We start from the raw sequence: 17,378 nt of genomic DNA, 5'->3' as shown, positions 1-17,378 counted from the left end.
TTATTGATTTATAAAGTAAAAAATACTTGACCAAAAGATAGATAATGTTATTGTTTATAACTGACTGAATAAGTCAAATTTACTAAAACTTCTTTAACATGTTTAATTGTATTTTGGGCAATGAGTTGAACAAAATAAAAAAAAGTATTGAATAATCATGGAAGTCCAATATGGGTCATGTTGATTACGATAGCACATTGATCGTCGGCTCTTTTATTGCAGCTGGCCTCATTTGCTATATTGTAATTTCCATGGAGCAGCTAATATTCAAGCAACTCTATAAAAAGTTTGAATCCTTAATTTTATTTATTAATGGATTGCTACTCGCATTAGCAATTAGTATTGTTCATATTGTTGGTATACAAGCTTATCATCTGTTTGATACAGCCAACTCGAATATTCCTTTAATCGTCATTTCTTATGCCATTAGTGCATTGTTATCTTGCATTGCGATGTGGTTGACTTCGCGTTTTACACTTCCTTTATTTAGACTCATTTTGAGTTCGATTATTATGGGAATTGGAATTTCAGCTTCATATTACATTAGCATGTTGGGCTGGAATATTAATGTTTATAAAAAAGATTACACTTCGTTCTTACTCTTATTTTCTGTATTAATTGCAATGAGTGGTTCCGGGTTAGCGTTTTTACTAGCCTATAAATTAAAAGATACCGAACGATATCGTTTAACCTTAAAAATCGCATTTTCGATAATGATGACCTTAAGCATTATGGGAATGCACTATACTGCTCTTATTGCGACGAATATTACTGATAAATTTATTAGCCAATATCAGGCTGAACATGACTTATTACTATTTACAATTATTCTAGTCACCTGTTTGGTACTCGTAGCAAGTTTTATTGTGGCAATGTTAGAACAACGCCTCATGCAACAAAATTTAGAATTGCGCAAGGCAAATAAAGAATTAGCTAATTTATCTATACAAGACAATTTAACCAAGCTACCAAATCGCCTTTATTTAGTTGATTATGCTGAAGTATTGCTTTCAGATCATCGATATAAAGATCAAAAAATTGCTTTTTTATATATTGATTTAGACCGTTTTAAATCAGTGAATGATGCATTTGGGCATCATGTTGGTGACCAACTCCTTATTCAAATGGCAAACCGTTTACACTGGCAACTCAATGAGAAATGTAAACTACTTAGAATTGGTGGCGATGAGTTTTTGCTTATTGCAGAAAATACAAATTCAGATGAAGCTGTTGTGTTGGCCGAGAAAGTTTTACAGCTGATTCAGGAAAGTTATCAAATTTCTGGTAAAGAAATTAATATTTCTGCGAGTTTAGGAGTAGCACTCTTTCCTGAGCATGGACAAAATGTTCAAGACTTACTCATGAACGCTGATGCCGCGATGCTCATGTCTAAAGAGCAGGGCCGGAATACTTACACCATTTTCAGTTATTCAACTCATCAACAAGAAACAAGAAGCCAGTCAAAACTGATCAATGATCTTTATAAAGCCGTAGAAGAAAAGCAATTCATCTTATATTACCAACCAAAATTTAATACGAATCTTGAAGTGTGCGGTGTGGAAGCATTAATCCGGTGGAATCATCCAGCTTTAGGAATACTCACCCCACATATGTTCATTGAGGGTGCGGAAAAAACGGGGTTAATCATCCCAATGGGGTACTGGGCGCTTGAGCAAGCTTGCCTGCAAATTCAGGAATGGGAACGTAGTAATACACCATTTTATCCAGTTGCAGTGAACCTGTCGGCACTGCAATTTGAAAATAAAAAGTTATTTAGTACACTCGAAGCATTGTTAAAAAAATATCAAATTCAACCCCACCATTTAATTGTTGAGATTACTGAATCTACTGCTATGCGGCATATTGATTTAAGTATTCGAGCCTGTGAGCGACTGCGAGACATGGGCATTCGAGTTGCCATTGATGATTTTGGAACTGGGCATTCGAGTTTCTTGTATTTAAAAGATTTACCAGTAGATGAATTGAAAATTGATCGCGGCTTTATTGTCGATTTAAAGCCAGGTTCTAAAGAAGAAGTGATTCTAGAAAGTATTATTCATTTAGCTAAAAAGTTGGGTTTAACCGTAACTGCCGAAGGAGTAGAAACTCAACAGCAGGTTGAGATTTTGACTCGTTTAGGTTGCCAGCAATTTCAGGGTTATTTATTAGGTATGCCTGTTCAGGTTGATCAGCTCATTGAAACCCAAGGCGCCCATTTCGCTTAATCTTTTCTATATCGGTTTTTAAACCTCATATTTTCTTTTAATTTTTTCTTTAGAGAACAATTAATTAAAATAAAATTATCTTTTAAAAACACACCTATATATTTGTAGTAATGAATAGTAGTAGTTTCTCAATTGGTTGAGTATTTTACATATAATAATTTATGAATATATACTGTGAGTATAAAGTAATACTAATAAATTGATGTTTGTGTTTTATAAAATATAAGAGGTGAAAAGGATTGTTATAAAGCATTGTGAAGTTTATATAATAATTAGAGTTAATGAAGAGGGGGCTAAATAAAATTATTCATTTTTATAAAATATAAACACATTAATTTTTGAAGTTGAATAGATTTTTGGTGGAGTTGGAGAGTAGACTCCACCGAAATAAAAATAACTTCTATTTTTATTAAAATATAAAATTTTAATTAATTTATAAATTAAATAGTTGCACAATCTCGGATTTTTTCAAACTCAATAATTTTATTTATATAAGACCATGTTTCTTCGGGATTAATCTTTTCTTTGTTTATAGTGCCATCAATAATAATTCCATCTACAATGTTAAGAAAAAGTCCTGTTAGAATTTTCGTATTTTCAACCTCCAACTCTGAAAGGGCTGAAAAAACTAATGCGTAAATCCACTCTCGGTACTCATTAATTTGATGTTTGATAGAAGGATATAATTGCATGACTTCGATAGTCGCTTTCTTAAATAAGCAGCCATTAAAGTCATCTGTGTTGATCCATTCGATATACCAAGTAAAGATTTTTTTTAGTCTAAGTAAAGGGTTGTTAATGTTATTAATTTTTTCCAACATTGAGTCTTGGATTTCTAAATTTCTTTTATAAAGACATTCTTCAATTAAGACTTCTTTAGAAGAAAAGTACTTATAAAAAGTCATTTTTGCAACGCCAGATTCAGCAATAATACGATCAACACCAATAGACGTATAGCTTTTTTGGTTAAAGAGGGAGGTAGCTGTTCTTATAATAGTTTCTCTTTTTGACATTGGTTTCCCCGTCGCGGATGTTTTTTGATTAACTTTGCTATTGTAAAGTGTAGAAGCTTAAATAAAACTTATTTTATAGTATTTAAAAAATTATATTTATTCAATAGCTTGGTTAATTTAAAAAACAACATATTATATATTTGATTTGCAATAGTTTACTTTTTTAAATATTATTAATTAATCCGTTGATTTGTTGAGATAATAAACATAGTATCAACTTGTTAAGCATAGGTGAGCGGAATTTATTTTAGCAATTGAATGCATAATTGAAATAAAGGGAAAACCTATAACTTAACTATAAGAACAACTTTCTACTGAGAATCATTATGTTAAAAAAATTTGAAGACTTTAATAATCCAAGAGAAAAAGCATTGCAGGGGATGAAAAACAGTATCCCTGCAAAACAATGGGATGAAAATTTACAATTTCTTCAACAGTTAAGAAAAACAATTGCAGATTTGCCGGTTTGTAAGCATCCTGCAATCGAGTTATTAAACAGTGGATATCTGGATAAGACAACGTTGACGCATATTCATTTAGAATATCGTCACGCGATTGTGCAGATTTTTACTGATGCTCTATTACAAGCACAGTTTTTAACAAAACAATTGGAACCTAAACTCCATTCAGGAGCCAAAATGTTTCCAAGGGTGTTATTAAGTTTAAATATACTTGATGAATTCGGTTTTCGTCCTGGACTCGATAAAGATAATTACTATTTGGGCAACCCTGAATACGCTCATTATCCTTTATATGAGGATCTACTTAATGATTATGGTTTAACTGAGCTTGACCGTCGTAATTATAAGCCGTCAAAATTTGCAGATCAGGTGAGATCATTCTTAGAGTCTTCTTATGATAGTTATATCAAGGTCGTAGCATTATTGGCCGTTGCAGAGGAAGAGGTCATTCTTTTTAGCCCACCATTGCGTCAAGCAACCAAATTCGTAAATATCGATGTTGAAGGTGGTGGCTATTACCATGTACATGGTGTATCTACTGATGAAACATCTGAGGCTGCTGACGATGACCATCAAGATGACCTTTGGTTTGCATTAGCGCAAGCGATTACAAAAGATGATTATGAGAGCTTAACCAAGCTATGTATTGATTACTGTGCTTTATGGAATGAGTTCTGGGATGCACAAATTGCAGATGTTCAATTTATTGAAGAAAAGAAACTGGCATAACAATTCTATTAAGTTTTAACAAAGCCCATCTATCAACAGGTGGGTTTTTTAATTGAAAAGATCTAAAAAGCTTATGAGTAGCTCTTGGCTTATCAACAATCATTAAACAGTTCTATAAATCTGCTACAATTACGCCAATTTTTATTTTGATCGACTTTAGGTCTTTGGCACTGCAATCTCCGCAGTAGGTGTATTTCATGAGTTTTAAAGATGAGTTAGCGGCACAGGTTGCTCAACGCCGCACATTTGCCATCATTTCCCACCCCGATGCCGGTAAAACCACCATGACAGAAAAATTACTGTTATGGGGTAAAGCAATTCAGGTTGCAGGGATGGTAAAAAGCCGTAAATCTGATCGCGCAGCTACATCTGACTGGATGGAAATGGAAAAAGAGCGTGGAATTTCGATTACCACTTCTGTCATGCAGTTTCCTTATAAAGGTCATACCATTAACTTACTTGATACACCGGGACATGAAGACTTCTCTGAAGATACTTATCGTACCCTAACAGCAGTTGACTCTGCATTAATGGTGATTGATGGTGCAAAAGGTGTCGAAGAACGTACCATCAAATTGATGGAAGTTTGTCGTATGCGTGACACTCCTATCATTTCGTTCGTAAACAAGATGGACCGTGAGATTCGTGAACCACTTGAGTTACTCGATGAAATTGAAAATGTCCTTAATATTCGCTGTGTACCTATTACATGGCCATTAGGGATGGGACGTGATTTTGCTGGTGTATACAATATTCTTGAAAATAAATTGTATGTTTACAAAGCAGGTTTTGGTTCAACCATTACAGATATTGAAGTGCGCGATGGTTATGACCATGCAGATATCCGTGAAAAAGTCGGTGAGCTGGCTTGGGCATCTTTTGAAGAGTCACTTGAACTTGTACAAATGGCGAATGAACCTTTAGACCGCGAATTATTTTTACAAGGTAAACAAACTCCAGTTCTATTTGGTACAGCGCTAGGTAACTTCGGTGTTGACCATGTGTTAGATGCATTTATGAATTGGGCACCAGAACCTAAAGCACATCCAACACAAGAGCGTGTTGTTGATGCGAAAGAAGAAGGGTTTTCTGGTTTCGTCTTTAAGATTCAAGCAAACATGGACCCGAAACACCGTGACCGTATTGCCTTTATGCGTATCTGTTCAGGTAAATACGAGAAAGGTTTGAAAATGAATCACGTACGTATCGGTAAAGATGTACGTATTAGTGATGCATTGACATTCCTTGCGGGTGAACGTGAGCACTTAGAAGAAGCGTGGCCAGGTGATATTATTGGTTTACATAACCATGGCACAATTCAAATTGGTGATACTTTCACAAGTGGTGAAGATCTGCATTTTACAGGTATTCCTCACTTCGCACCGGAGATGTTCCGTCGTGTGCGTTTGAAAGATCCATTAAAGTCAAAACAATTGCAAAAAGGTTTGAAAGAGTTGTCTGAAGAAGGCGCAACTCAGGTATTTATGCCACAAATTAGCAATGATTTGATTGTGGGTGCAGTGGGGGTGCTTCAGTTTGATGTCGTTGCTTACCGTTTGAAAGAAGAATATAAAGTTGACTGTGTTTATGAGCCTGTAAGTGTTAATACAGTTCGCTGGATTCATTGTGATGATGACAAGATTCTCAATGAATTTAAGAAAAAAGCGCATGATCAGCTTTCTATCGATGGTGGCGGTCACTTAACTTATCTTGCACCAAGTCGTGTGAACTTACAGATTATGCAAGAGCGTTGGCCTGATATTCAGTTCCGTAATACACGTGAACACTAATCTTTAAGATTTGACAGACAGCTTCGAAAAGAAGCTGTTTTGTTTTGAAAAATAAGAAAGGATGATGAAATGAATTTGAATAGAAAGACAGTTATTGCACTTTTAGTTGCAGTAATCATATTAATTTTGGCGATTTGTCTTTTTGTCTGGAAAAGCACTCAGCCTTCATCATCCTCTCAGGTCAAATCAGCTTCTACCCAAACTCAAAATATAGAGAAAGCTGAGGTACTCCCATTTCTTAACTTACAACAAGTAAAAGCTGACTATGCTTTACCATTTTGTGAGAAGAAAAATTGTATTGATGTCGATGTTCAAACAATAAAGACTCAAGATGCATGGCTAAATGACTGGATCACAAAAAGTCAGGCCAAAGTGATTCAAGACCAAATTGATTTGAAAAAAGACTTGAGTTTGCAGCAGGCTATTAATGCCTATGTTAAAAAGTCGGATGAATGGCAAGATAAATACTCAAAGAATCGAGCTTATGAATTGCATCTTCATACCCGTATTGCATCGCAGCGTAACCAATACGTTTTATTGCAATTAGGGCTTGATACCAAGCAAGAAGAGCTCACAATTAAAGATCGTTATTACTTTTTTGTAGCCGACCGGAAACTACATAAAAGCTTAACTTTGTTAGATGTTTTAAAAAAGGATCAACAAACAGCTGTGCATCAAATGGTGCAAGTGGCATATCAAGACTGGTTAAAAAAGCAGACTGCTGAAATTAAAAAAGAAGCACCAAAAACTTTATATTGGGGACAGGCAGATTGGTTCTTTGATGGTGAAGGTGTTGGCTTACATTATCAGGCTAACCAGATTACTAAAGAGGCGCCACAGCTCGATATTTATTTATCTAAAGAACAGACCAAAAAAATATTACAACCCGAGGTTTATGAACAAATGTTTTAAGATGGTAGCAGAATTTGCAACCTCTATTTATATGCGCTAATTTCTTAGAAAGGTATAGCGTAATCTCCTTAGAATAAAAGGCAAAATATGATGTTATCTTCTAAAGCTTCACTGCGATTAACTTTGCTTGCTTCTGCTATATTTTTGGTAGCATGCCAACCTAAAGCTGACCCTAAGGATTCTCAAGAGCAGCAGAAATCAGCTGTTCAAGAACAAAAGCCAATAGAGTTGACTTTGAAAGGTGAAACAATTCCTAGTAAGGTGGTTTTACCTGATTGCGATGGCAAAAATTGTCCGGAATTTACGGTAGAACGTTTACAAAGTAATTTTCCTTTTATTGACAAAATTATAGATCAGCAAATCTTAAATACATTAAATCAAATTTTAGAAATTGCTGAACCTGATGCTAAGGGCACGCAAACAGAACAAAAAACAGAAGCTTCGGCGGCTGCGGGTGCAGAGCAAAAAAATAGTTTTGATGCGCAGGTACAGCGTTATGCGAACTCATTTATCGATCTAGATAATGAGCTAAAAGCTTTAAGTAGTAATCATCAGATCAATCTCTTAGTTAAACCTAAGATTTTGCAAGCTCAAGGCAAAGTTGTCACTGTAGTGCTTAATAGTAGTAGTTATCTAGGTGGTGCTCATGGCTCCGCTGCACAGCATTACTATAATTTCGATTTAAAAGAGCAAAAACAGATTGAGCTTGAAGATTTGTTGCGCCCACAGAAAAAATCTGCATTGGAAAAGTTAGCACATGAAGCCTTTAAGACTTGGGTAACTGATTCTAAACTTGCTGATAATGTTGCTGACTATGAACAAGCATGGCCATTTAAGTTATCTAATAACTTCTTGTTGGGTGAGCAAGGTTTAATTCTTCAATACGGTGAGTATGAAATTGGACCATACGTGGTTGGGCTTCCTCGATTAGTCATTCCTTATGCTCAATTACAAGATGTATTGAAAGAGGACTATTTGCCACAGCCTAAAGCTAAACCTGCTTCGGCACCAGTTGCAAAAAGTGCTGGCTAATGCATCTGTTTGATACACATACCCATTTTGATGTTGCCGATTTTGATGAAGATCGGCAGCAATTAGCGCTTAATGCTAAAAAAGCGGGTGTAGATGCATTAGTCTTAATTGGCTTTTTACAGTCACGCTTTGATGAGTTGGTACAGACTCATCATCTGTTAAAAAGCTGGGAAAATGTACCAACTTCATATTTAGCACCCGGTTTACATCCGTTTTATATTGAGCAGCACCAACCAGACCATCTTTCTCATCTTGAGCAAATTTTGCAGCAACAGGACTGTGTGGCTGTGGGTGAAATTGGCTTAGATACTTTCTTAAAAGAACATAAGCAACCAGATGTATATGCCAAGCAAAAGCAATATTTTGCTCACCAGTTAGAGCTGGCGACCCAATATCAAAAACCAGTGTTACTCCACATTCGAAAAGCGCATGGTGATGTGCTTGCTATATTAAAAGCTCAAAAATTTAAATTGGGTGGCATTGCGCATGCTTTTAGTGGTGGGGTAGAAGAGGCAAAAGGCCTTATTAAGCTTGGTTTTAAGATTGGTGTCACGGGGCAGATCACCAACCCGAACGCAAAAAAACTTCATACGGTTGTGCAGGCCATAGGTGCCGAGCATTTGGTGATTGAAACAGATTGCCCAGATATGACACCGCTTTGCTGTCAAACCTCAACAGAACAGCGTACTCGTAATACCCCTGTTAATTTGCCGTATGTTTTACAAAGTTTGGCTGAAAATTTAAACATGCCAGAGTCTGATTTGGCTGAGTTGCTGTGGAAAAACTCTCTCACTGCACTGAAATTATCGTAATAAAAATCAAAGATTAAAAATATTAACTAAAACAAAACACAGTGATTAAAAAAGAAGCTTAAAGTAAGAAAACAACATGTAAAAACGTGAAAAATAACATTGCCAGACATGGGAGGATAACCCAATGGCTAAGTATAGCAATATCAATAGTTTTAATGCTTTACAGACGCTAACAGTAGGTTCCAGCAATTATCAGATTTTTAGCTTAGCCCAAGCAGAGAAAACGCTAGGGGATATTGCCAAACTGCCGAAATCTTTAAAAGTATTATTGGAAAACTTATTACGGTTTGAAGATCAACATAGCGTCAAAACTGAACACATCCATGCTTTAGCAGAATGGCTAAAAACCCGCACCTCAGATCAAGAAATTCAATATCGACCTGCAAGGGTTTTAATGCAAGATTTTACGGGCGTGCCTGCTGTGGTTGATTTAGCTGCAATGCGAGCAGCGATGGCGCAAGCGGGTGGCGACCCTGAAAAAATTAATCCATTATCTCCTGTTGATTTAGTGATTGACCACTCTGTAATGGTTGATTATTTTGCCGATGATCAGGCTTTCGAGGAAAACGTACAAATTGAGATGCAGCGTAATGGTGAGCGATATCAATTTTTACGTTGGGGGCAGTCTGCATTTAATAACTTTAGTGTAGTGCCACCAGGTACGGGTATTTGCCATCAGGTCAATTTAGAATATTTGGCTCAAGCGGTGTGGCTAGGCGAAGATAATGGCCAGACTTTTGCTTTTCCCGATACTTTAGTGGGTACAGACTCACATACCACCATGATTAATGGTTTAGGTGTTTTAGGTTGGGGAGTAGGAGGAATTGAGGCCGAAGCAGCTATGCTGGGCCAACCTATCTCGATGCTGATTCCTGAAGTCATTGGTTTTAAACTCACAGGCAAATTACCAGAAGGAATTACTGCAACTGACTTGGTGCTGACCATTACTCAAATGCTTCGTCAAAAAGGTGTCGTGGGTAAATTTGTAGAGTTCTATGGAGACGGCTTAGCTGATTTACCACTTGCTGACCGTGCAACTATTGCCAATATGGCACCAGAATATGGTGCGACTTGTGGTTTCTTCCCAATTGATGAAGTGACATTAGGATATTTAAAATTAACTGGTCGTCAAAGTGATCGTATTGCATTGGTTGAAGCGTATAGCAAAGCACAAGGCTTATGGCGAAATGCTGGTGATGAACCTGTTTTTACAGATACTTTAAGTCTTGATATGAGTACAGTTCAGGCAAGTTTGGCAGGTCCAAAACGCCCACAAGACCGAGTGCTTTTATCAGAAGTACCAAAAACATTTAATGCGCTGATGGAGTTAACATTAAAACCAGCCAAAGAAGCTAAAGAGCGTTTAGAAAATGAAGGCGGTGGCGGTACTGCTGTCGAGGCAAAAAAAGCAAATATTCAACATGAAAGTCCTTCTTGCGTGATTGAAGGACAAACTTATCCATTAAATCATGGTGATGTTGTTATTTCGGCCATCACATCTTGTACTAATACTTCTAACCCGAGTGTAATGCTGGCGGCGGGATTACTTGCTAAAAAAGCCATTGAAAAAGGTTTGAAGCGTAAACCATGGGTGAAAAGCTCTCTTGCACCAGGTTCTAAGGTCGTTACAGATTATTTATTGGCTGCAGGCCTTACCCCATATTTAGATGAGTTGGGCTATAACTTGGTGGGATATGGTTGTACAACCTGTATTGGTAACTCAGGTCCATTACCTGAACCAGTTGAAGACGCAATTCAATGCCATGATTTGAATGTTGCATCTGTACTTTCTGGTAACCGTAACTTTGAAGGACGCGTACACCCATTGGTTAAAACAAACTGGCTTGCTTCGCCGCCTTTGGTCGTCGCTTATGGTTTGGTGGGTAATATCCGTACCGATTTGACTACGCAACCTATTGGGCAAGGTAAAGATGGGCAACCTGTTTATTTAAAAGATATCTGGCCAAGTCAGGCAGAAATTGATGCTGTCTTACAGAAAGTAAATACAGAGATGTTCCATAAAGAATATGCTGCGGTATTTGATGGTGATGAAAGTTGGCAAGCGATCCAGATCCCGAAAAGTAAAACTTACGAATGGGCGGATGATTCGACTTATATTCGTCATCCGCCATTCTTTGAGGGCATTGGCGAACCACCAAAACCAATTAAAAATATTGAACAGGCACGTGTTTTGGCAGTGCTCGGTGACTCGGTAACGACTGATCATATTTCACCGGCAGGCAATATTAAAAAAGACAGTCCGGCAGGTCGATATTTACAAGAGCAAGGTGTTGAGCCAAAAGACTTTAACTCCTATGGTTCTCGACGTGGTAATCATGAAGTCATGATGCGCGGAACCTTTGCCAACATTCGTATTAAAAACGAGATGCTTGGTGGTGAAGAGGGTGGTAATACTATTCATGTGCCAAGTGGCGAAAAGCTTGCCATTTATGATGCGGCGATGCGTTACCAACAAGAACACACACCGCTTGTGATCATTGCTGGTAAAGAATACGGAACAGGTTCTTCACGTGACTGGGCTGCCAAAGGTACGAACTTACTAGGTGTTAAAGCTGTCATCGCCGAGAGCTTTGAGCGTATTCACCGTTCTAACTTGGTGGGTATGGGGGTGTTGCCATTACAGTTTATTGATGGGCAAACGCGACAATCTCTCAACTTAACTGGTCATGAGGTGATATCAATTCGAGGTTTATCAGATGGGATTGAACCTCATCAAATTCTTGAAGTTGATGTAAAAGGGCCAAATGGGGTAGCCAGCCACTTTAATGTGTTATGTCGAATTGATACGTTAAATGAGGTTGAGTACTTTAAGGCGGGTGGTATTTTGCATTATGTACTGCGGAATTTGATTGCTGGTTAATGTTGTCTTGAGATTAATACCAATCAATATTTTTATTGGTTGGTATTAATTGAGCTTTTACATTAGAACTTTTTCTTTTATTTGCTTGAGCTAATCATCATTCACAACCTGCCCGTTATAAAAAGATAATAGTTTCTGCGATTCTTTTGATACTCGTGAACAGATGACAGGTTTTGTGAATGAGAAAGTTTTTGCTTACTTTTTTAAAAAAGTAAGAAGATTTAGCTGTTAGTACTTGAATTATAATGATGAGGCTTGTCGTGAGTTTAAATATCACCATCTCAAGTTTTCTTTGATCTAAAATACACTTTCTTCTAAAAAGCAGTAAAATACCTCCCGTGTTTTATATCCTCAAAGAGTAGCAATGACCGATCTTCTACAAGATGAATATGACCGCCGTTTTGCAGGTGTAGCGAAAGTTTATGGTGATTCATCGTTCCAGCACTATGAAAAAAGTCATGTGATGGTGATTGGGATTGGTGGTGTTGGTAGTTGGGCGGTAGAAGCTTTGGCACGCACGGGTATTGGTGAGATTACATTAGTCGATATGGATGTGGTTGCAGCATCAAATGTGAACCGTCAGTTACCTGCAATGACATCAACACTGGGTTGTGAAAAAGTTGAGATTATGGCGGAGCGTTGTCGCCAAATTAACCCACATATTAAAGTTAATATTATTGATGACTTTTTAACCCCTGAGAATGTCACCGAGATTTTAAATCCTGTACCCGATATTATATTGGACTGTATTGATGACGTTAAAGCGAAATTGGCTTTAATGCTTCATTGTCGTTTTAATAAAATTCCTTTGATTGTTTCGGGTGGAGCAGGTGGTAAACTCGATCCCCTTAAAATCCGTGTGGCTGATTTATCAAAAACAGAACAGGACCCGATGTTAGCGAAGCTCCGTAGTCAGCTTCGTGCTCGAGGTATTTGTAAAAAGCCAAAAGAGAAATTTGGAATTACCTGTATTTACTCAATTGATAACCCCTTTTCTAGCGCTGATGTCTGCCCATCGGCAGGGTTACGCTGTGGTGGATATGGTTCGGCGGTAGTGGTGACGTCAAGCTTTGCGATGATTGCTGTAGCTGAAGTTTTGAAGAAACTCGATTTAAAGAAAGCATAATTTAAATATTGAAGAGGCATGCGCTTATATGAGTGCATGCCTTTTGTTTTTTTGAGTAAAGTTAAAATTGATTTAATCATATAACTCTATGTTGTCGTGTTTGGGCTGTGTTGGGAGCTGTTGATCATAAAATTTAAAGCACCATAAAATCAGAACAACAACGGTGAAGATGGTTAAACCTTTTAAATACTTCATGAATAATTCAATCAAGTGAATGGTCTTGATAAAATTCTAGCGAAGGCAATCTATCTAATCTAATATAGAAAATAGACCTAATGATCTAATTTTGAGATAGAAATGCTGACGTTAAAACAATTTCAATATTTTATAAAAATCGTTGAAGAAGGAAGCTTTACCGCGGCTTCTGAAAAGCTATTCATAGCTCAGTCTGCTTTAAGTCGGCAAATTAAATTATTAGAAGAAGAAATTGATTTTAAATTATTTGATCGTACTGATAAGAAAGTGAAACTGACGACAGCGGGAGAGGTCTTCTATAAAAAAATAAAAGATAATATGCATTATTTAAATGAGATTATTGGCGTTTCTAAGAATATTGCAGAAGGAAAAAATCGCCAGATTAAAATTGCTCACTCGAGCAGTATTGTTATGGATGCTAAAAAGGTTCAAATATTAAAAGAAATTAGCTTAAAGCAAAAAATTAACTTTGAGATAAATACGTTGTCATCTGAGCATCAGGTTTTGGCTTTACTGAATGGGGAGATTGATATTGGTTTAATTAGACCACCAGTTCGGCATACATTAGATGACATCAATGTTATTAAATTATATGAAGAACCTTTAATGGTGGCCGTGCACATTGATCATGCTAAGTTTACAAATAAAGAGAAGTTGGACGTCAAAGATTTAAAAGAGGAATACTTTGTTTCTACACCACATTCTAAAAGAGGTGGGTTAAGCTATTTAATTTCAAATCTATGTTTAGCCGCAGGATTTATCCCACAAAAAGCTCCAATTCAGTCGCGTAAGATTTCACAGTTACAACTTGTGGCGGCAAATTTAGGTGTAAGTATTGTGCCTAAAGAATTTCAGCAGATCTTGCCTGTTCAGGTAAAACTATTGCCTTTAACCGATCAGCTATCACTTTCGGAAGTAGTTTTGGTCTATAGAAAAGATCATGATGAAAGAATTCAGCATTGTGCCGAATGCTTCCATCAAGTTTTTCAATTTTAGGAAATTGATTAGGCAGCTAATCTATAATAAGTATAAGTAACATTATCGTCTTTATAGACATCATAACTACTTTGTTTGAAGTCAGAAACCCACTCACTTCCTGTATATCCAGCGATATGTCCATAAACATGGTTGCGGGTTCGGTGAATGATGTAAATGTCACCTTCCTGAGGTTCGTCGAAGGCTGGATCAATTTCTTTATAACCAATCTTTTTAAGGGTATCGCCCCAATCTGAGGCTGCAATTGGATGGTTTTCAACATCGGCACCAGCAGATTCGAGCGCAAGGCGGATACTGCGTGCGCATCTCGCTTTACTGCGTCTAGATGTAATACTTTCTAATTTTTCTACGAACTTTTCTACATCAATGGGAGGGTTAGTTGAGGTTTGAGTTTGATGATTATTGGGTTTCATGGTGAAAGGATAAGGGAGGCTTGGTGTGCTGTGCGATACAACAATGGCTGCCTGATTTGAATCCTGATACATGTAATTATCAGCTACTTGTCCGTCATAAATAATCATCGTGAAATCTCTACCGTGCTACCCATGTCCATATTAAAAAAATCACCACCTACCTGTGGCGTTCAGAGATACTAATAGGCGTACCTTAAAAGTTTTGTTTATGTTATGTAATAACGTATCTTTTTTCCAGAGGCGTGTGCTTTGGAGTGAAAAGATGCTCGTCAAAAGGTTTATTAAAAACAGTAAAACTTAAATTATTGATATTATTATAAATAAATAATAAATCAGAACTTAAATTTGAATATTTTGCTTCAACATTTGCGAATATACTCAAAATCTAAGTCGCTGATTTAAAATGCCACATTTTCTTACAATTTAAGAAGTCATTACCCACTTAAACTTGCTGCTCTTTTAAATACTCTTCAGTGCGAATCATGGCTGCTTGCATGTTTTGAATTGCACTTTCAACGTCAGTTAAAGTTTTTGCATTTCCGCCACTTAGCGCCTGACGCCATTTACGAGCGCCCGGCAAGTTTTGGAATAAACCTAAAATATGACGTGTAATGATTGAAAGAGGGGCACCTTCAGCCATACGTTGTTCAATATAAGGCAGCATTTGTTCCATAATATCGAATCGATCTGGAGCTTCTAGATTCCACAGCTGTCCCAACTCAGCAAGTAGGTAAGGGTTATGGTAGGCTTCACGACCAATCATGACACCATCAACATGCTGTAAATGTGTTTGAGTTTCGGCAAACGTTTTAATTCCACCGTTAATTTCAATGGTGAGATGTGGGCGCTCTTGCTTTAAACGATATACATCTTCATAGCGTAAAGGTGGTACTTCTCGGTTTTCTTTCGGAGATAAACCTTTCAAAATAGCAATACGGGCATGTACAACGAAATAAGTACAACCTGTTGCCGCGACAGTATCTACGAAATGTAGCATTTCTTCGTAAGACTGCATGTCATCAATACCGATACGATGCTTTACCGTTACTGGAATCTTTACTGTCTTTTGCATGGTATGAATGCATTCAGCAACCAAGTCTGGCTCTGCCATTAAACATGCGCCGATTTTATTGTTCTGTACCCGGTCACTTGGACAGCCTACATTCAGGTTAACTTCATCGTAACCCCAGTCTTCTGCCATTTTTGTGCAGGTTGCAAGCTCTTGTGGGTTTGAGCCGCCAAGTTGTAATACGATCGGATGTTCTTGTGCGCTATAGTCCAAATGGCGTTTAGCATCTCCAAATAGGATTGCGCCTGTAGTGACCATTTCGGTATAGAGCACAACGTTTGGGTTAAACAACCGTGCAAAGAATCGGTAATCCTTTGTAGTCCAGTCCATCATAGGCGCGACAGAAATACGAGGTTGTAACGATTGAAGTGATTGCATAACCAATAGACCCAAAAGTCGCTAAATTAATGAAAGGGCAGCATTATACGGGGTTTGCCTCTGAATCGACAGTGGCTTTTAACCGAGTAATTTATAACCACCCTTATGTTAAATATAGAAAGATGATTTTTAACAAATTACTTTATAGTTAAGGCATTTGCTTTTTTTGTAAGAAAGCATCAATCACGCTAAATAAAATACAAAATACAACGAGGCCTACACCTGCAAGGCAGGTCATAGTCCATCCACCACGATTCCATGCAAAAATCCCTAATGCCGAACCACCAGCACCACCAATAAAGTAAGTGGTCATATAAATAGCATTGATACGAGATTTGGCATCGGGACGTAAACGGAAAATAATGCTCTGGTTACTGGTGTGTACCAGCGCAAGTGCCAATTGAATTAGAGCAAAACCAATAACATAAGCTGAAAGTAGAGTTTGTCCGAAATAGAAACAAATCCAACTTACCAAAAACAGCCCACAGCCCATCCAAGTGAGGAGGCGTGTATATCCTTGATCGGCATATTTACCAATATAACGTGTAGATAAAGCACCAAAGATACCGACTAACGGGACTAGTCCGATAAATAGATCAGGTAAATGATGTGCCGAGGTGAGAAGTAACGCGATGGTGGAATATAGAATACTCACTGCTGCAAAGGCGAAAGCACCTGTAAGCGCTCTTAATAATAGTCGCTTTTCCTCTTTTAAAAGCTGAGCCATGGAAACAAAGATTTGCCCATAGTTCATTTTCATGCGCATGACATAAGGCAAGCGACTTTTTAAGGTATAGGCCAACAGAAGCATTAACACACCACTGACTACATAAACTACTTTCCAGTGGAATAGATTGGAAAATAAGCCTGCCAGACTGGTAGAGAGTAAAATCCCGACCAATAAGCCACTCATTAAAAAACCAATAATTTCGCCTGTTTTTTCAGGTTTTACGGTCATTGTGGCAAGTGGAATAAGCACTTGAGCTGCAACAGAAAACAAGCCTGCTAAAATTGTACCAATCCATAGCATGGGCAAGTTAACAGCAAAAGCAGATGTAAATAGGCCAATTGCGCAAAGCACCATCAAAAACGGAATAGCTTTAGCTTTATTAACAATATCACCCATCGGAACAATAAAGAGTAAGCCAAGGGCATAAGACACCTGAGCAAATGTCACTGTTAAAGCGGCTTGTGCTTGAGTTACAGCAAAATCTTGCTGAATAGAGTGAATCAGCGGCTGACAATAATAATTCACACCTGCACATAAGCCACATGCTGCTGCCATCAACCAAAGCAAAGGTTTATTTTGACTGATATCTTCAGGGGTAGACATGATGTTCTCTCAG

14 protein-coding genes are annotated in these 17,378 nt (G+C 37.5%); 9 read left to right on the top strand and 5 right to left on the bottom strand.

Features of this window, described 5'->3' with window-relative positions; genetic code table 11:
* Nucleotides 1–170 precede the first annotated feature (170 nt).
* Nucleotides 171–2,225 carry a bifunctional diguanylate cyclase/phosphodiesterase gene (locus tag POD11_RS09365; RefSeq protein WP_262457036.1) on the top strand — a complete coding sequence of 685 codons (2,055 nt, stop codon included), beginning with the start codon at nt 171–173 and terminating at the stop codon, nt 2,223–2,225.
* A 440-nt stretch (nt 2,226–2,665) separates the two neighbouring features.
* Here POD11_RS09365 and POD11_RS09360 read toward each other — a convergent pair whose 3' ends face one another.
* Nucleotides 2,666–3,238 carry a TetR/AcrR family transcriptional regulator gene (locus tag POD11_RS09360; RefSeq protein ID WP_262457035.1) on the bottom strand — a complete coding sequence of 191 codons (573 nt, stop codon included), beginning with the start codon at nt 3,236–3,238 and terminating at the stop codon, nt 2,666–2,668.
* Between the two features lie 326 nt (nt 3,239–3,564).
* Between POD11_RS09360 and POD11_RS09355 the strand changes: the two genes are divergently transcribed.
* The 7 genes from POD11_RS09355 to POD11_RS09325 all read left to right on the top strand — a co-directional run bounded on the left by POD11_RS09355 (nt 3,565) and on the right by POD11_RS09325 (nt 12,981).
* On the top strand, nt 3,565–4,428 hold the full coding sequence (locus tag POD11_RS09355) for a hypothetical protein (protein WP_239974819.1): 864 nt from the start codon (nt 3,565–3,567) through the stop codon (nt 4,426–4,428).
* 197 nt (nt 4,429–4,625) lie between these two features.
* Nucleotides 4,626–6,218, top strand: coding sequence for a peptide chain release factor 3 (locus tag POD11_RS09350; protein WP_016142208.1), 1,593 nt, complete (start codon nt 4,626–4,628; stop codon nt 6,216–6,218).
* A 69-nt stretch (nt 6,219–6,287) separates the two neighbouring features.
* Complete coding sequence (locus POD11_RS09345) at nt 6,288–7,130, top strand: hypothetical protein (protein WP_262457034.1); 843 nt, start codon at nt 6,288–6,290, stop codon at nt 7,128–7,130.
* A 90-nt stretch (nt 7,131–7,220) separates the two neighbouring features.
* Nucleotides 7,221–8,162: an RsiV family protein gene (locus tag POD11_RS09340; protein ID WP_262457128.1), complete on the top strand. Its 942-nt coding sequence runs from the start codon at nt 7,221–7,223 to the stop codon at nt 8,160–8,162.
* The gene (locus POD11_RS09335; RefSeq protein ID WP_262457033.1) at nt 8,162–8,974 is read left to right on the top strand and encodes a TatD family hydrolase; all 813 of its coding nucleotides are present in this window, start codon (nt 8,162–8,164) and stop codon (nt 8,972–8,974) included. Before POD11_RS09340 ends, POD11_RS09335 begins: the two co-directional genes overlap by 1 nt.
* Before the next feature lie 124 nt (nt 8,975–9,098).
* Complete coding sequence (gene acnA / locus POD11_RS09330; RefSeq protein ID WP_262457032.1) at nt 9,099–11,855, top strand: aconitate hydratase AcnA; 2,757 nt, start codon at nt 9,099–9,101, stop codon at nt 11,853–11,855.
* A 364-nt stretch (nt 11,856–12,219) separates the two neighbouring features.
* Complete coding sequence (locus POD11_RS09325) at nt 12,220–12,981, top strand: tRNA threonylcarbamoyladenosine dehydratase (protein ID WP_262457031.1); 762 nt, start codon at nt 12,220–12,222, stop codon at nt 12,979–12,981.
* Nucleotides 12,982–13,053: 72 nt separating this feature from the next.
* On the opposite strand, the gene POD11_RS09320 is transcribed toward POD11_RS09325, so the two are convergent.
* Nucleotides 13,054–13,176 (bottom strand): hypothetical protein, encoded by a 123-nt coding sequence (locus tag POD11_RS09320; RefSeq protein ID WP_239968421.1) that lies wholly within the window; start codon nt 13,174–13,176, stop codon nt 13,054–13,056.
* A 96-nt stretch (nt 13,177–13,272) separates the two neighbouring features.
* Between POD11_RS09320 and POD11_RS09315 the strand changes: the two genes are divergently transcribed.
* Nucleotides 13,273–14,172 (top strand): LysR family transcriptional regulator, encoded by a 900-nt coding sequence (locus tag POD11_RS09315; RefSeq protein WP_262457127.1) that lies wholly within the window; start codon nt 13,273–13,275, stop codon nt 14,170–14,172.
* An 8-nt stretch (nt 14,173–14,180) separates the two neighbouring features.
* Here the strand turns inward: POD11_RS09315 and POD11_RS09310 are convergent, their stop codons facing one another.
* The 3 genes from POD11_RS09310 to POD11_RS09300 all read right to left on the bottom strand — a co-directional run bounded on the left by POD11_RS09310 (nt 14,181) and on the right by POD11_RS09300 (nt 17,365).
* Nucleotides 14,181–14,693 (bottom strand): hypothetical protein, encoded by a 513-nt coding sequence (locus POD11_RS09310; RefSeq protein WP_016142201.1) that lies wholly within the window; start codon nt 14,691–14,693, stop codon nt 14,181–14,183.
* Between the two features lie 334 nt (nt 14,694–15,027).
* Nucleotides 15,028–16,032 (bottom strand): tRNA dihydrouridine(20/20a) synthase DusA, encoded by a 1,005-nt coding sequence (gene dusA, locus POD11_RS09305; RefSeq protein ID WP_262457030.1) that lies wholly within the window; start codon nt 16,030–16,032, stop codon nt 15,028–15,030.
* A gap of 148 nt (nt 16,033–16,180) precedes the next feature.
* Nucleotides 16,181–17,365 (bottom strand): MFS transporter, encoded by a 1,185-nt coding sequence (locus tag POD11_RS09300; protein ID WP_262457029.1) that lies wholly within the window; start codon nt 17,363–17,365, stop codon nt 16,181–16,183.
* Nucleotides 17,366–17,378 lie beyond the last annotated feature (13 nt).

Source organism: Acinetobacter sp. P1(2023), from assembly GCF_028367635.1.
GTDB classification, from domain to species: Bacteria; Pseudomonadota; Gammaproteobacteria; order Pseudomonadales; family Moraxellaceae; genus Acinetobacter; species Acinetobacter pittii_E.
Note: the sequence above shows the minus strand (reverse complement) of the source record. Positions and strands in the feature narration are given on the sequence as shown.

What these genes read in the sequence shown, in the direction of transcription:
- POD11_RS09365 (WP_262457036.1), top strand. Translation starts at nt 171, where the DNA reads ATGGGTCATGTTGATTACGATAGCACATTGATCGTCGGCTCTTTTATT.
- POD11_RS09360 (WP_262457035.1), bottom strand. Translation starts at nt 3,238, where the DNA reads ATGTCAAAAAGAGAAACTATTATAAGAACAGCTACCTCCCTCTTTAAC.
- POD11_RS09355 (WP_239974819.1), top strand. Translation starts at nt 3,565, where the DNA reads ATGTTAAAAAAATTTGAAGACTTTAATAATCCAAGAGAAAAAGCATTG.
- POD11_RS09350 (WP_016142208.1), top strand. Translation starts at nt 4,626, where the DNA reads ATGAGTTTTAAAGATGAGTTAGCGGCACAGGTTGCTCAACGCCGCACA.
- POD11_RS09345 (WP_262457034.1), top strand. Translation starts at nt 6,288, where the DNA reads ATGAATTTGAATAGAAAGACAGTTATTGCACTTTTAGTTGCAGTAATC.
- POD11_RS09340 (WP_262457128.1), top strand. Translation starts at nt 7,221, where the DNA reads ATGTTATCTTCTAAAGCTTCACTGCGATTAACTTTGCTTGCTTCTGCT.
- POD11_RS09335 (WP_262457033.1), top strand. Translation starts at nt 8,162, where the DNA reads ATGCATCTGTTTGATACACATACCCATTTTGATGTTGCCGATTTTGAT.
- acnA (WP_262457032.1), top strand. Translation starts at nt 9,099, where the DNA reads ATGGCTAAGTATAGCAATATCAATAGTTTTAATGCTTTACAGACGCTA.
- POD11_RS09325 (WP_262457031.1), top strand. Translation starts at nt 12,220, where the DNA reads ATGACCGATCTTCTACAAGATGAATATGACCGCCGTTTTGCAGGTGTA.
- POD11_RS09320 (WP_239968421.1), bottom strand. Translation starts at nt 13,176, where the DNA reads ATGAAGTATTTAAAAGGTTTAACCATCTTCACCGTTGTTGTTCTGATT.
- POD11_RS09310 (WP_016142201.1), bottom strand. Translation starts at nt 14,693, where the DNA reads ATGATTATTTATGACGGACAAGTAGCTGATAATTACATGTATCAGGAT.
- dusA (WP_262457030.1), bottom strand. Translation starts at nt 16,032, where the DNA reads ATGCAATCACTTCAATCGTTACAACCTCGTATTTCTGTCGCGCCTATG.
- POD11_RS09300 (WP_262457029.1), bottom strand. Translation starts at nt 17,365, where the DNA reads ATGTCTACCCCTGAAGATATCAGTCAAAATAAACCTTTGCTTTGGTTG.